Source organism: Brevibacterium sp. K72 (assembly GCF_050562175.1).
In the GTDB taxonomy this organism is placed as follows: Bacteria; Actinomycetota; Actinomycetes; order Actinomycetales; family Brevibacteriaceae; genus Brevibacterium; species Brevibacterium casei.
The window spans coordinates 2,233,638-2,246,759 of sequence record NZ_CP191582.1; the positions used below are offsets into that span (position 1 = coordinate 2,233,638).

Genomic DNA, 13,122 nt, shown 5'->3' on the forward strand with positions numbered 1-13,122 from the left:
GCGCCGAGGCGGGGGCGGGTGACCATCAACGGTCACCCAGCCCCCGCCTCGGCGATTGCGCGTCGGCTGTGCTCACCCCTGGTCGCCTCACCTACCCTGAGCGCCACGTCGCACCCTTGGCTCCATAACGCCCCGTTCGCTCCGCACGTCCTACCCGGAGCACCGAATCCTTCCCTTTCGCGGGTTGTTTTTGTCGTTGCACCGGCGGGGAGGACGCAACGTCACCTCGCCGAGGCGGTCGTCACCTCGCCGAGGCCGTCGTCATCTCGCCGAGGCGGTCGAGGCGGTCGTGGCAGTCGTGGCCCCCATCACCGCCCGCTTGATCTCTTCGAACTTCGCCTCCTGGAACAGTTCCTTCCAGCTGATGCGCACGATGCGCCACCCGCGATCGCGCAGCCACTGCTCGCGTCGACGCTCCCGTTCGAGCTCGTCGCGAGGCACACCCGAACCGAGGTAGAGCTTGCCGATGCCGTCGACCTCGACGATGAGATTGGCCGCCTGATGACAGAAGTCGACCCGGATGGTGGTGCCGAACGTGTCGGTCGTGAAGCTCACCTGCGGGGTCATGCCGACGATGCCGTGCTGGTAGAACCGCACGGCTGCGACCGACTCCGCGGGTGACTCGCGGCGGGCATCGGCGAGATCGAGCGCGAGTTCCACGCGCTTCGAGTTCCGCTTCTCGAACGACTGGGCGAAGACCGTGCGGATCTTCGCCGGGGTCGTGAGCTTGCGACGCAGGGCGTCATCGAGCATGGCCACGGAGATCTCGAGGCTGTACGTGCGGGCGACATCGACGAGTGTGCGCTCGAGCGTCGTGACCTGCAGGCCGTAAGGGGTCGTCTGGATGTGCTGTTTCGGGATCGTCGCCCCACGCACGTGGAGGTTGGGGAATCGGCGATTGACTCCCGGGCGGACGACCTCGACCTGGTGCGTGACTGGGTAGGCGACCGGCAGTCCGTGCATGAGCGCCGCGGAGATGTGGGTGATGATCTCCGCGTCCGCCGGGGACGCGGCATTGCCGCGTGCATCGTCGGTCTCCGGGACTGCGATGTGCCGCTGCCCCTGCTGGAACCGCACCTCGCAGTGGGCCATGACGGCGGCGTTGAGGGCTTCGATCGTGTCGCGCTGGTCGCCGTGTGCGACGAACTCGTCGTGGGTGCCCTCGTCGATGCTGCTCCAGAGAACGCGGTGGCTGTCGACGCTGCATACGTGACGCACGAGGTAGACGCCTCGGGACAGGCGGAGCAGACAGCAGTCGCGAGCGAAGCGGAGGTCGGTGTGGGTGAAACCGAGGCGGGTGAGCTCTTGGGTCGTGAAGATCTTGTACATGAAACCAAAGTGCATCAAATGAACTCTAAGCACAATAGACAGTTTGATAACTGTGGATAACTCTGTGCATGGGGTGTGGATAAGAGTGTGGACGCCGAGTCGGTTGCGACGGCCGAGCGCGCGCGAGCTGGGCGTCGCGAGCGGCGAGGGCGCCATCCGTCATGGCTGCCGCTGAATCATCCCCGTGCAAACGTAGGACATGCGGCTCCGGGTGCGGGAAGCTGAGCTCCGGGTTGTGTGTGCTGCGAAGTGTGTGATTCGCCGCTCTGGGTAGGACGTGCGGCCTGTTGGGAGGGCCTTCCCCGGGCGGAGGACGCGAACACGCCACGACGGCGAAATCCTCGCCGAGGCGAAGTCGACACGGCAGACTTGTCAGTACTGCGACTGCCTTCCCAATCCCCGGTCGCACTAGGAAGAGTCATGGTTCCGAGCAAACCGAGAAGATCTGCCCCGAAGACGGCCCCCGGCAAAGCCTCCCCTCGGCGTCGCCCCAAGCCGGTCGTCGAGGTGCCCGCGCAGCGTGAGGCGCGCGGGCGCCGCATGTCGTGGCAGGCCGGAGTGTTCCTCGCCGTGCTCGCCATCGTCCTCGTCACCTTCCTGCCCTCGATCAACTCCGCTCTCAAGCAGGCGCAGCAGATCGCGGCGCTCAACAACGAGATCGACGCGACCCGCTCCGAGGTCGAGGCGCTGCGGGAGAAGAACGAGGATCTCAAGGACCCGACCCACATCGCGCGCAAGGCCCGGGAAGAGCAGTACTACGTCGAGAAGGGCAAGAACGCCGTCATCGTCACCAATCAGGAGACGAGCGAGGATGACGATTCGGACACAGTGTCCCCACAGCGCAGTCAACCCTGGTACCTTGAGTTGCTGGAGTCGATCGAAGAGGTCGGCAATTCGAGCAACACGACGGGAACCGGTCAATGATCACAGAGTGCACCGAGGCGGACTTCGCGACGCTGAAGGAGCAGCTCGGACGCATTCCCCGCGGTGTCGTCGGCATCGCCGCCCGCAGCACCACGGGAGAGCCGCTCGTCGTCGCCACGGCCCCGAGGCTCGAGGACGGCACCCCGTTCCCCACGACGTTCTACCTCACCCATCCGGCGTTCGTCGCCGAGAGCTCGCGCCTGGAGGCCTCGGGCATCATGGCCGAGTGGACCGCTGAGCTCGGTGAGGACGAGACCCTCGCCGAGGCGTACCGACGTGCCCATGAGGCCTACCTCGCCGTGCGGGCGGAGATCGGCGAGGCCGCCGGCATCGCCGAGGTCGAGGAGATCGCCGACTTCTCCGCCGGCGGCATGCCGACCCGGGTCAAGTGCCTCCATGCCCTCGTCGGCCATGCCCTGGCTGCGGGCCCTGGCGTCAACCCGATCGGCGACCGCGCCCTGTCGTTCATGGACGACGTCCCGACCCCGGCCGTCACCCCCGCCGAGACGACCGACTAGGAGGAGACCATGCGCGTAGCCGCATTCGACTGCGGAACGAACTCGCTGCGCCTGCTCGTCGCCGACATCGATGACCACGGCGCGATGACCGAACTCCGCCGCGAGACCCGCATCGTCCGGCTCGGCCAGGGCGTCGACGCCACGGGGGAGTTCGCCCCCGAGGCCCTCGAGCGCACCTTCGCCGTCACCCGCGAGTACGCCGAGCTCGCCGCCGAGTACTCGCCGGAGCGGATCCGCTTCGTCGCCACCTCGGCGAGTCGGGACGTGAGGAACCGGGACGAGTTCTTCGCCGGCATCTTCGCGATCCTCGGCGTCGTCCCCGACGTCATCACCGGTGACGAGGAGGCCCGTCTGTCCTTCCTCGGCGCCACCGCCGGACGCAGCGCCGATGAGGGCCCGTTCCTCGTCATGGACCTCGGCGGGGGATCGACCGAGCTCGTCCTCGGTACCGGAGACGTCGAGGCCGCGGTGAGCATGGACATCGGCTCCGTGCGCCTGACCGAACGCCACATGGCCTCCGACCAGCCCGACGGCGAGCAGATCCGGGCGGCGGTGACCGACATCGACACCCACCTCGATGACGCCGCCGAGGTGGTCGACCTCGGCGCCGCCCGCACCTTCATCGGCGTGGCCGGGACCGTGACGACGCTGACCGCCGGCATCCTCGGACTCGACAGCTACCAGCGTGAGCGGATCCACGGGGCCCGTCTCACCGTCTCCGAGATCGAGCGGCAGGCCGACGACCTCGTGCGCATGGATCGGGACGCCCGCGCCGCACTGCCCTACATGCATCCCGGTCGCGTCGACGTCATCGCCGCCGGCGGCCTCATCTTCGCCCGCACGGTCTCCCGAGTCGACGACGCCGTCCGCACCCGCGGAGGCGAGCTGGCGATCACGGTGTCCGAGACCGACATCCTCGACGGCATCGCCCTCGACCTCGCCTCATGACCCACCCGACCGCACGCACCACGGGACGCCGGCTCACCGCCGGTGCGCGCCGGCTCGCGCTCATCGGACTCGTCATGGGTCTCATCGTCGGCACCGCCCAGCCCGCTCTCGCCGCGCCCAAGGCCGGGCCCGGACAGTGGTTCATCGAGGACTACGGCATCGACGATCTGTGGAAGACCTCGACCGGGGAGGGCATCAACGTCGCCGTCATCGACTCCGGGGTGAACAAGGACCACGCCGACCTCAAGGGCGTGGTGACGAAGGCCAAGGACTTCAGCGGACTCGGCAAGGACGGCACGACCCCGATCGGGGGCAAGGAGACGATCCACCACGGAACCGCGGTCGCCGGCGTCATCGCCGGCCAGGGGGAGGGGCCGGGTCCCGTCGGCGTCGCCCCCGACGCGAAGATCCTCTCCGCCTCGATGTGGCTCGGACCCGACCGCCCGAAGGAGTCCGGTTCGACTCGCGAGCAGGCGGCTGAAGCCGTCCGCTGGGCCGTCGACAACGACGCGAAGGTCATCAACATGTCCCTCGGCTGGGACGATCCCGCGTGGCCGGAGAGCTGGGACAAGGCGTTCGCCTACGCGTACGAGAAGGACGTCCTCGTCGTCGCCTGTGTCGGCAACGCCTCCCAGGGTGCGACCCAGGCGTGGTCGCCCTCGACCGTGCCCGGCGTCATCGGCGTCGGCGGTCTCGGCAAGAACGGACGCGTGCTCGACGCCTCGACCGCACCGGGGACCGCCGTCGACCTCATGGGACCGGCGGCCGACATCCCGATCCCGTACTACTCAGGCGGCTACGCCGAGGGCCAGGGGTGTTCGTTCGCAGCACCCGTCGTCTCCGGAGTCGCCGCCCTCATCCGCGCGGAGAACCCCGACCTCAGTGCCGACGAGGTGGCGGCGAAGCTGCTCACCACCGCCAAGCCGGTGAAGGGCTACAAGGGTCAGAGCACTGCGGACAAGCCGGATCCGATCGTCGGCTGGGGCCGCCTCGACCCCGTGGCGGCGATGAAGGCAGACGTGCCGAATTCGGTGCCGAGTGCCGCCGAGGCGCTCTCGAGCTGGGTGACGATGCACCGTCGCGCCGACAAGGATCCGACCGAGACCGAGACCGCTGCCCCGACCGAGGAGGGCGGTCAGAAGGCGGTCGCACCCACCGACGTCGTCTCCTCCCAGTCGACGCCGACCCTCGGATACTGGACGCTCGGCGTCGGCGGGGCCGTCGCCCTGAGCCTCATCGTCCTCTCCCTCGTCGTCCACCTGCGTCGCCGCCGCTGATCCCGAGGGCGTGATACGCGTCTCATCTGGGGCGTCGTCGGATGATTAGTGAAAGTTTTCACAAGGGCCTAGGATGGGGCTATGGCTCTCATCAGAAACTCGAAACTGCGTCCACGCATCCTCGTCGTCGGCGGCGGATACCTCGGTCTCGTCACGGCCCAGAATCTGCTGAAGAATCTCGGCCGCGGTGAAGCCACCGTGACCGTCATCGACCCCAACCCGTACATGACGTACCAGCCCTTCCTCCCCGAGGTGGCTGCCGGTTCGATCGAACCCCGTCACGCCGTCGTGCCGCTGCGCCGCAACCTGCCCGGCGCCGAGGTCATCACCGGCAAGGTGACGTCGATCAACCACGCCGACAAGTTCGTCGTCGTCGAACCCGAGAACGACGAGCCCTTCGAGCTCGACTACGACCACATCATCATGGCCGCCGGCTCCGTCGCCCGCACCCTGCCGATCCCCGGTCTCAAGGAGAACGCGATCGGCCTCAAGCGGATCGAGGAAGCCGTGGCCCTGCGCGACCACCTCCTCTCCCGTCTCGCCGACGCCGCCCTCATGGAGGACGACGAGGAACGCCGCAAGGCGCTCACCTTCGTCTTCGTCGGCGGCGGCTTCGCGGGCATCGAGCTCCTCGCCGAACTCGAGGACGTCGTGCGCTCCGCGATCTCCCAGTACGAGACCCTCACCGAGGCTGACGTCCGCTTCGTCCTCGTCGAGGCCCTCGGCCGCGTCATGCCCGAGGTCGGCGAGGCTCAGGCCCGCTGGGTCGTCGAGCACCTGCGCGAGCGCGGCATCGACGTCTACCTCGAGACCTTCCTCCAGGACTGCACCGACAAGCACATCAAGCTCTCCAACGGCGAGGAGTTCGACGCCGACACGATCGTGTGGTCTGCCGGCGTCAAGGCCAACCCGGTCCTCGTCGACTCCGACCTGCCGATCGACGAGCGCGGTCGCGTGACCGTGCGCGCCGATCTCCGTGTCGAGGGCGAAGACGGCGTCGTCGAGGGTGCCTGGGCTGCCGGTGACAACGCCGCCGTGCCCGACCTCTCCGGTGGCGGCGTCGGCGGATACTGCGTGCCCAACGCACAGCACGCGGTGCGCCAGGCCCCGGTGCTCGCAGCGAACGTCCTCGCCGCCCTGCGCGGTGAGACCGAGTTCAAGCAGTACTTCCACAAGACGATCGGTTCGGTCGCCGGGCTCGGCCTCTACAAGGGCGTCTCCCAGATGGGCGACTTCGAGGCCCGCGGACTGCTCGCCTGGCTCATGCACCGTGCCTACCACGGCTACGCGATCCCGAGCATCGACCGCAAGGTCAAGGTCTTCGGCAACTGGATCCTCAACTTCGCGCTCGGCCGCGACAACTCGGCGCTCGTCGACCTCGACGTGCCCCGCAAGGCCTTCGTTGAGGCCGCTGAGTCGAAGCCGGTTCCCAAGAAGGAAGCCGTCTCGGCCTGAGGTCCGCCTCTGACTGACGCGCCGACGGCGCCGGAAGTGTTCGCACTTCCGGCGCCGTCGTCGTTTCAGGTCACGATTGGGTCTCCGCCGGGTCCGCGGACTCGCGATGAGGCTACTCTGAGTCCATGAAGCGCACCGTCGGCATCGCAGCCCTGGTGGTCGCCCTGCTGCTCGGCGGCTGCGGAGTCGGCGGGGAGGATCAGGCGTCACCCGCGCCCGAGGCGACGACCGCCTCGGCGGCGGAGGCGCCACCGGCCGCAGGCACCCCGACGGCCGCTGAGGAGCCGCTGCCCCGCGGGCACTGCGGCACCGCTCCTGCACCCCTGGAGGATCAGAGTGTCTACCAGGGGACGCCGGAGACGGACTGCGGTGAGGCGATGCGGGCGGTCGGGGCGTTCGGCCGCGGAGACGACGCGGTCGACGAATCCGGGCACGGCACTCAGGTCGACGGGTGGCAGTGCGTGTTCCCGATGGACGCCGAGGTCGCCGACTACGGTCTCACGCTCGCCTGCGAGAAGGGCCCGCAGCGGTTCGTCGTCCGTCCCGCCTCCGTCGAGGCGCCCGCCGGCTACCACGTCCGGCCGTGGGACTACGAGGGCACGGCCACGGGTGCCGAGGGCATCTACTTCACCACCGAATCCCGCAAGCACCACTGCAGCTTCGCCGCCGACGGCGTCGGGTGCGACAACCTCAACTTCCCCGACGACCTCCCCGAGGTCGGATACATGGGCCAGCGGCAGCAGCCGACGGCGATCGTCCTCGGGACCAGGGGCGCCGCCCGGTTCGCGGCCTTCGGGGATCCGACGTTCACCCAGTTCTCCGATTCCGGCGGCTGGGGCACGCAGACGCGGGTGCTCGGCTACGGTGAGCTCCTCATCGTCCGCGGCATCGCCTGCACGACGGATGAGGACCGCGGTGTCGTCTGCGTCAACGGCGACCACGGCTTCGCGATCTCCTCCCGGGACTACTCGCTCGACTGACCTCCCCGAGGCGGGACCTCGCCGAGGCGGTGGCCGAGCGGGACCCGGCCGCCGCCTCGGCGAGAGGCGGGTCAGTTGGCGACGGTGAAGCGGGAGTTGATGTGCGCGGGCTTCTCGATCTCATCGACCATCGCGATGGCGAAATCCTCCGCGGAGATCGCATCGCCCACCGGAGAATCGGTGCCGACGGTGAACTTCTCGGTGCGCTCTCCCGGAGCGATGACCGGGGCAGGGGAGATGAGCGTCCACGGCTCGTAGTCGCCTGAGCGGAGGATCTCGAGGGCGCGGGTGCCGGTCTCGGCTTCGGCCTTGTACTCCTCCGGGAAGCCGGGAGTGTCCTTGAGCATGACTCCGTCGACGAGGAGCGACCCGGCGCCGCCGACGACGAAGATCCGCGTGTCGCCGCTGGCGGCGGCGATGGTGCGGAGGGCATCGAGCCATTCTCCGTGGTCGCCGCCGGTGCGGCTGGGGCCGGTGGTCGAGACGATGACGTCGTGATCGGCGACGATCTGCGCATCGAAGGCGGCGTCGCCCATCTCGCCCGTGATGCTGCGTGCGGCGCCGGGAACCTCGGTGCCCGAGCGGGTGATGGCGGTGACTTCGTGGCCCCGATCGGCGGCTTCCTTGGTCACGCGCGAGCCGACCATTCCCGATGCTCCGAAGAGTGCGATCCTCATGGTGAGTCCTTTCGACGGTGTTGCTGAGTTGACATCACAAAGATATGCTTTGGATACCGGATACCTCAAAGATACTATTGGAGCCATTCCATGGGAATCAGCTGGGAAGGCAACGCCTTCGACCCCGAATGTCCGACGCGGGTGATCCTCGATCGGATCGGCGACAAGTGGACCGTGCTCATCATCGATGTCCTCGAGAACGGGCCGCTGCGGTTCAACGAGATCCGCCTGGCGATCGGGGGCATCACCCCGAAGGTGCTCACGTCGACGCTGCGATCGCTGGCCGCCGACGGGCTCATCACCCGGGAGGCCTACGCCGAGGTGCCTCCGCGTGTCGAATACCGGCTGACCGACCTCGGGCGCTCACTGCGCGAACCCGTGGCCACTCTGCGCCGCTGGGCCGAACTCAATGCTGCTGCGATCACCGACAATCGGGAGCGTGAGGAGTCGGCGGCCGGCCGCTGAGCGCGGCCACCACCTCGGCGAGCTCGCGCAGCTCCCCGGCGATCCGATACCGGCGGGGGTGGCCGGAGTGCACCCAGTTGTTCGTGATCATCGACGCACTCGCCCCGTTTGTGATCGCCTTGAACTCCTCGACGTCGAGGCCGGCCGCGCGATCGGCGAGGAGCCGGTCGCTCACCTCGGGGGAGAGGGCGGACCAGTGATCGGCCGCCTCGGAGCCGATGACATGCCACTGCCCGCCGGCCTCGCGGTAGGCGAGCGGTCGCGAGGTCGGTGCAGCGGATCGTCCGGCGGCGTCCTCCTCGGACGGGGTGACGATGACTGCCGGGCCTGGGGCATCGACGGCGCGCGGGTCGTCGATGCCGATGACAGGCTGCGGCGGCTGCCCGGGGGAGAGGAGGAGAGAAGTCATAGGGCCATCATGCCCGAGAGTCGCGAACGCGGCGAGCCGATTCCATGGGTCCCCCCACTGGGACTCGAACCCAGACTGAATCGATTTTAAGTCGACTGCCTCTGCCGATTGGGCTATAGGGGGAGGAGCGCCGTCGCATCGCCAGCACTCACTCTACCGTCCCGTGTTCCCGGGTGCGCGGTCGCGCGTCCTCCGGATCGGCTGCCACCGACGGCAGCGCCCTCGAGGTCATCCCTTGAGATGGATTGCCTCAGATCGTGAACCGGGACTAGCGTCACCTCCATGACCCCGACCCCGCCCAGCCGACAGGCCTGGGTCATCCTCGTCGTCGGAGTGGCCTCGCAGATGGCGGCGACGGTGGCGATCACCGGTCCCGCCTTCCTCATCCCGCACCTCACCCGCGAGCTCGGCTACTCGCTCACCCAGGCAGGCACCGTCGCGGTGGCCCCGAGCTTCGGACTTCTCCTCACGCTCATCGCCTGGGGCGCCTTCGCCGACCGGTTCGGGGAGAGGCTCGCGATGTCACTCGGTCTCGGCCTCACCGCGCTCGCCTCGGCTGCGGCCGTCGCCGTCGCCGGCTCACCGATCCTGCTCACCGTCGCCATCGCCGCCTCGGGTGCCGCAGCCGCCTCGGTGAACTCGGCGAGCGGTCGCGTCGTCATCGGCTGGTTCCCCCGACACCGCCGGGGGCTTGCGATGGGCATCCGGCAGATGTCCCAGCCCCTGGGCACTGCGCTCGCCGCCCTCACCGTCCCACCCGTCGCCGCCGCCGGCGGCATCGCCGCCTACCTCTGGTTCGCCGCCGCCGTCACCGCGCTCATGACGATCGTGTGCGTCCTCCTCGTCCGCAATCCTCCCCCCGCCGAGGCGGCCCCGAGTCTCGCGCCCACCGCCGAGGACGACGGGGTTCGGGGGAGTGCGGGAGCCGAGGAGACGGATCGTGACAGGCAGAGCGGGGGCGCAGCCTCGGCGGGGAATCCCTACCGGTCGGATGCCTTCCTCTGGCGCATCCACGTCGTCTCCGCACTCCTCGTCGTCCCCCAGTTCGCATTCTCGACGTACGGACTCATCTGGCTCATCGCCGACCAGGGCGTCTCGGCGGCGATGGCCGGAGGCATCGTCGCCGCCGCTCAGCTCACCGGTGCTCTCGGGCGCCTCGTCGTCGGCGGTGCCTCGGACGCGCTCGGAACTCGAGTGGGCCTCATCCGCGTCATCGCCGTCGCGGCCTGCGCACTCACGGCCGGCCTCGCCCTCGTCTCCCTCACCTCTCTCCCCGTCATCGCCGGGATCGTCTTCGTCCTCGCCTCGACGGTGTCGGTCGCCGACAACGGACTCGCGTTCGCCTCGGTGGCCGAAGCGGCCGGCCCCCGCTGGTCGGGGAAGGCGCTGGGAGCCCAGAACACGGGACAGTTCGCGGTCTCCGCCCTCGTCGGGCCCGGCCTCGGCGCGCTCATCACCGTGCTCGGATACCCGCTGTCGTTCGCGATCGTCGCCGTGTTCCCCCTCATCGGGGCAGGGCTGGTTCCGAAAGGCGACATCGATCGCATAACCTGATGTTCACCTCGACCCAATACCGTCCCAGTTGCCGGCACCGCTCCCCACAATCCCCACCCGGTGCAGGCACCGCCTAAGCGAAGGAGAGACCGTGTCCATCCTGCCGAACGAGAACCTGCGCGAGTACATCGACAAGCTGCGCATCGAGGGATACACGGTCACCGACAGTCACACCCCGGACCCGCAGCTCATCGATCCGCTCGGACGCGCCGTCGAGACCTGGCGTGAAGGCTACCCGTACCCGGACCTCATGGACCGGGAGGAGTACGAGATCGAGAAGTACCGCCTCCAGGTCGAGCTGCTGAAGTTCCAGTACTGGGGGCAGGACACGGACGCCAAGCACGTCGTCGTCTTCGAAGGACGCGACGCCGCGGGCAAGGGCGGGACGATCAAACGCTTCACCGAGCACCTCAACCCGCGTGCGGCGAGGGTGGTGGCGCTCAACAAGCCCTCGGACCGGGAGGCCGGTCAGTGGTACTTCCAGCGCTACATCTCGCACCTGCCGACCAGCGGCGAGATCGTCATGTTCGACCGTTCGTGGTACAACCGGGCCAATGTCGAACGGGTCATGGGCTTCTGCACGGAATCCGAGTACCAGACGTTCATGGAGCAGGCTCCCGTGTTCGAGAAGATGCTCATCGACTCCGACGTCCACGTCACGAAGTTCTGGTTCTCCGTCACCCAGCGCGAGCAGCGCACCCGGTTCGCCATCCGGCAGATCGACCCCGTCCGCCGATGGAAGCTCTCGCCGATGGACCTCGAGTCCCTGGGGCGGTGGGACGACTACACACTCGCGAAGGAGGAGACCTTCCGGCGCACCGACACCGACCACGCTCCGTGGATCACGATCAAGAGCAATGACAAGAAGCGCGCGAGGCTCAATGCGATGCGCTACTTCCTCAACCAGTTCGACTACGCGGGCAAGGACACCTCGGTCGTCTACGCCCCGGATCCCCTTCTCGTGCGCCGCGGACGCGACGCCGTCGACGACTGAGCATCGACGACACGAGCCGCCGACGACACCAGCCGCCGACGACACAGACCAGCCGCCGACGACACAGACCAGCCGCCGACGACGGGTGCGTCATCGGCGGCTGGTCGGCAGGGGTGGGTCTCGGGCGCTCAGGCCGGAGGCTCCGGGGGTCCGTCGTCCTGAGATGACGAGTCGTCCGTGAGGACGGCGTCGACATCGACCGGACCTGCGTCCTCGGAGCCGAACTTCTCCGAGTCGACCTCGTGCTCCTCGGTCTTCCCGTCGCTGCTCGATGCACTGCCTCCCACGGAGTGCTCGTCGCGGTCGACAGTGACTTTCGGTGCGGTGGTCTCTGCCACGGCCGGTTTCGAGCTCTTGTCCGGAACGGTCTCCTCGGTGGTGTGCTCATCGTCGGTGCTCATGTCTGCCTCCTCCTTCGTCGTGGTGGTTCGTCGGGCGTGGGTGCCCGGCGTCTGTGGGATGCGAGTGCGCCGGTGCCGGCGGCGGTCACGGCGAGGGCTCGCCGCCGTTGACGTTGAGCGTCTCACCGATGACGTAGCTCGATTCGGGCGAGGTGAGGAAGACGTAGGCGGGGGCCACCTCGGTGGGCTGTCCGGCCCGTCCGATCGGCGTCGACTTCCCGAACTCCGGCAGCGCCTCCTTGGGCTGGCCGTCGGAGACCTGTAGCGGAGTCCAGAACGGGCCCGGGGCGACTGCGTTGACGCGGATGCCCTGCGGGGCCAGCTGCTGGGCGAGGCCCTTGGTGAAGTTGTTGATCGCCGCCTTCGTCGAGGCGTAGTCGATGAGATGGGCCGAGGGGCTGTAGGCCTGGACCGAAGTCGTGTTGACGATCGTCGAACCGGCAGGCAGCAGCGGGATCGCTGCCTTGGAGATGCGGAAGATCGCCGCGATGTTCGTCTGATAGGTCGCATCCCACTGCTCATCGCTGAGGTCGGCGATGTCCTCGACGGAGATCTGGCGTCCGGCATTGTTGACCACGGCGTCGAGCCCGCCGAGGGCGCTGGCTGCGGACTCGACGAGTTCGCGGCAGAACTGGGCGTCGCTGAGGTCGCCGGGGAGGAGGTGGACGCTCTGCCCGGTCGCCTCGATGACCGTCTTCACCGCCTCGGCGTCGGGCTGCTCCTCGGGGAGGTAGTTGAGGGCGACATCGGCGCCCTCCCGGGCGAAGGCGATGGCCACGGCGGCACCGATTCCCGAGTCGCCGCCGGTGATGAGCGCCTTGCGACCCGTCAGCCTGCCGGTGCCGCGGTAAGAGTCTTCTCCGCGGTCGGTCTGGGGTTCGAGGTCGCGGTCGAGGCCGGGTTCCGGCTGGTCCTGCTCGGGTGGGCTGATGACCGGGTAGCGGGTCACGGGATTCTGGAAGGTCAGCTGGTCCGCCATTGTCGGCTCCTTCGTCGGGTGCTTCCGATACGGCATGGTGCCTTGCCTTCAACGGTAGTCACGATGAGGCATGGGCGCAAGGCCGACCGGACGGTGGCTGCGCCGCCGGCTCCCCTCCGCCGAGGTCGACCGTGGAGCCGGTGATGACAGCGATGCGGCCGGGTGGAAGGGGAAAGACCACCCGGCCGGAACCGTGGGGGCGCTCACGCGCC

Annotated in this window: 14 protein-coding genes and 1 tRNA gene; 9 read left to right on the forward strand and 6 right to left on the reverse strand. The window is 68.5% G+C overall.

Translation table 11 applies throughout. From position 1 onward, the window contains the following. Positions 1 to 261: 261 nt before the first annotated feature. Positions 262 to 1,344, reverse strand: a complete 1,083-nt coding sequence (locus ACQ1RG_RS09975; RefSeq protein ID WP_366232227.1) for a hypothetical protein — start codon at positions 1,342 to 1,344, stop codon at positions 262 to 264. 405 nt (positions 1,345 to 1,749) lie between these two features. Here ACQ1RG_RS09975 and ACQ1RG_RS09980 point away from each other — a divergent pair, with 405 nt between their 5' ends. The 6 genes from ACQ1RG_RS09980 to ACQ1RG_RS10005 all read left to right on the forward strand — a co-directional run bounded on the left by ACQ1RG_RS09980 (position 1,750) and on the right by ACQ1RG_RS10005 (position 7,431). After that, positions 1,750 to 2,253, forward strand: coding sequence for an FtsB family cell division protein (locus ACQ1RG_RS09980; protein ID WP_040340891.1), 504 nt, complete (start codon positions 1,750 to 1,752; stop codon positions 2,251 to 2,253). Continuing rightward, the gene (locus ACQ1RG_RS09985) at positions 2,250 to 2,771 is read left to right on the forward strand and encodes a DUF501 domain-containing protein (RefSeq protein ID WP_009374428.1); all 522 of its coding nucleotides are present in this window, start codon (positions 2,250 to 2,252) and stop codon (positions 2,769 to 2,771) included. The genes ACQ1RG_RS09980 and ACQ1RG_RS09985 overlap by 4 nt, the downstream gene beginning before the upstream one ends. A gap of 9 nt (positions 2,772 to 2,780) precedes the next feature. Then, entirely contained in the window at positions 2,781 to 3,719 is a 939-nt protein-coding gene (locus ACQ1RG_RS09990; RefSeq protein ID WP_430600087.1) for an exopolyphosphatase, read from the forward strand. Beyond that, on the forward strand, positions 3,716 to 4,996 hold the full coding sequence (locus tag ACQ1RG_RS09995; RefSeq protein WP_430600088.1) for a S8 family peptidase: 1,281 nt from the start codon (positions 3,716 to 3,718) through the stop codon (positions 4,994 to 4,996). Before ACQ1RG_RS09990 ends, ACQ1RG_RS09995 begins: the two co-directional genes overlap by 4 nt. Positions 4,997 to 5,077: 81 nt before the next feature. Further along, a complete protein-coding gene (locus ACQ1RG_RS10000) occupies positions 5,078 to 6,451 on the forward strand; it encodes an NAD(P)/FAD-dependent oxidoreductase (protein WP_009374431.1) in 1,374 nt (457 codons plus the stop codon). A 125-nt stretch (positions 6,452 to 6,576) separates the two neighbouring features. Further along, the gene (locus tag ACQ1RG_RS10005; RefSeq protein ID WP_259821155.1) at positions 6,577 to 7,431 is read left to right on the forward strand and encodes a hypothetical protein; all 855 of its coding nucleotides are present in this window, start codon (positions 6,577 to 6,579) and stop codon (positions 7,429 to 7,431) included. 71 nt (positions 7,432 to 7,502) lie between these two features. On the opposite strand, the gene ACQ1RG_RS10010 is transcribed toward ACQ1RG_RS10005, so the two are convergent. Continuing rightward, complete coding sequence (locus ACQ1RG_RS10010; protein ID WP_009374517.1) at positions 7,503 to 8,108, reverse strand: NAD(P)-dependent oxidoreductase; 606 nt, start codon at positions 8,106 to 8,108, stop codon at positions 7,503 to 7,505. Positions 8,109 to 8,198: 90 nt separating this feature from the next. Here ACQ1RG_RS10010 and ACQ1RG_RS10015 point away from each other — a divergent pair, with 90 nt between their 5' ends. Further along, a complete protein-coding gene (locus ACQ1RG_RS10015; protein WP_009374522.1) occupies positions 8,199 to 8,573 on the forward strand; it encodes a winged helix-turn-helix transcriptional regulator in 375 nt (124 codons plus the stop codon). On the opposite strand, the gene ACQ1RG_RS10020 is transcribed toward ACQ1RG_RS10015, so the two are convergent. Next, complete coding sequence (locus ACQ1RG_RS10020; RefSeq protein WP_009374523.1) at positions 8,530 to 8,982, reverse strand: hypothetical protein; 453 nt, start codon at positions 8,980 to 8,982, stop codon at positions 8,530 to 8,532. The two genes, ACQ1RG_RS10015 and ACQ1RG_RS10020, sit on opposite strands and share 44 nt — an antisense overlap. A 49-nt stretch (positions 8,983 to 9,031) precedes the next feature. After that, positions 9,032 to 9,105 (reverse strand) — tRNA-Leu (locus ACQ1RG_RS10025). A 159-nt stretch (positions 9,106 to 9,264) separates the two neighbouring features. On the opposite strand from ACQ1RG_RS10025, the gene ACQ1RG_RS10030 reads away from it, so the two are divergent. Beyond that, positions 9,265 to 10,536: an MFS transporter gene (locus ACQ1RG_RS10030; protein WP_430600090.1), complete on the forward strand. Its 1,272-nt coding sequence runs from the start codon at positions 9,265 to 9,267 to the stop codon at positions 10,534 to 10,536. A gap of 91 nt (positions 10,537 to 10,627) precedes the next feature. Further along, positions 10,628 to 11,530: a polyphosphate kinase 2 gene (gene ppk2 / locus ACQ1RG_RS10035; RefSeq protein WP_009374533.1), complete on the forward strand. Its 903-nt coding sequence runs from the start codon at positions 10,628 to 10,630 to the stop codon at positions 11,528 to 11,530. Between the two features lie 128 nt (positions 11,531 to 11,658). Here ppk2 and ACQ1RG_RS10040 read toward each other — a convergent pair whose 3' ends face one another. Beyond that, positions 11,659 to 11,931, reverse strand: coding sequence for a hypothetical protein (locus ACQ1RG_RS10040; RefSeq protein WP_009374535.1), 273 nt, complete (start codon positions 11,929 to 11,931; stop codon positions 11,659 to 11,661). A gap of 85 nt (positions 11,932 to 12,016) precedes the next feature. Further along, positions 12,017 to 12,910: an SDR family oxidoreductase gene (locus ACQ1RG_RS10045; RefSeq protein ID WP_009374537.1), complete on the reverse strand. Its 894-nt coding sequence runs from the start codon at positions 12,908 to 12,910 to the stop codon at positions 12,017 to 12,019. Positions 12,911 to 13,122: the final 212 nt, after the last annotated feature.

What these genes read in the sequence shown, in the direction of transcription:
- ACQ1RG_RS09985 (WP_009374428.1), top strand. Translation starts at nt 2,250, where the DNA reads ATGATCACAGAGTGCACCGAGGCGGACTTCGCGACGCTGAAGGAGCAG.
- ACQ1RG_RS10045 (WP_009374537.1), bottom strand. Translation starts at nt 12,910, where the DNA reads ATGGCGGACCAGCTGACCTTCCAGAATCCCGTGACCCGCTACCCGGTC.
- ACQ1RG_RS10030 (WP_430600090.1), top strand. Translation starts at nt 9,265, where the DNA reads ATGACCCCGACCCCGCCCAGCCGACAGGCCTGGGTCATCCTCGTCGTC.
- ACQ1RG_RS09980 (WP_040340891.1), top strand. Translation starts at nt 1,750, where the DNA reads ATGGTTCCGAGCAAACCGAGAAGATCTGCCCCGAAGACGGCCCCCGGC.
- ACQ1RG_RS09975 (WP_366232227.1), bottom strand. Translation starts at nt 1,344, where the DNA reads ATGCACTTTGGTTTCATGTACAAGATCTTCACGACCCAAGAGCTCACC.
- ACQ1RG_RS10015 (WP_009374522.1), top strand. Translation starts at nt 8,199, where the DNA reads ATGGGAATCAGCTGGGAAGGCAACGCCTTCGACCCCGAATGTCCGACG.
- ACQ1RG_RS10040 (WP_009374535.1), bottom strand. Translation starts at nt 11,931, where the DNA reads ATGAGCACCGACGATGAGCACACCACCGAGGAGACCGTTCCGGACAAG.
- ACQ1RG_RS10000 (WP_009374431.1), top strand. Translation starts at nt 5,078, where the DNA reads ATGGCTCTCATCAGAAACTCGAAACTGCGTCCACGCATCCTCGTCGTC.
- ACQ1RG_RS09995 (WP_430600088.1), top strand. Translation starts at nt 3,716, where the DNA reads ATGACCCACCCGACCGCACGCACCACGGGACGCCGGCTCACCGCCGGT.
- ACQ1RG_RS10010 (WP_009374517.1), bottom strand. Translation starts at nt 8,108, where the DNA reads ATGAGGATCGCACTCTTCGGAGCATCGGGAATGGTCGGCTCGCGCGTG.
- ACQ1RG_RS09990 (WP_430600087.1), top strand. Translation starts at nt 2,781, where the DNA reads ATGCGCGTAGCCGCATTCGACTGCGGAACGAACTCGCTGCGCCTGCTC.
- ACQ1RG_RS10020 (WP_009374523.1), bottom strand. Translation starts at nt 8,982, where the DNA reads ATGACTTCTCTCCTCCTCTCCCCCGGGCAGCCGCCGCAGCCTGTCATC.
- ACQ1RG_RS10005 (WP_259821155.1), top strand. Translation starts at nt 6,577, where the DNA reads ATGAAGCGCACCGTCGGCATCGCAGCCCTGGTGGTCGCCCTGCTGCTC.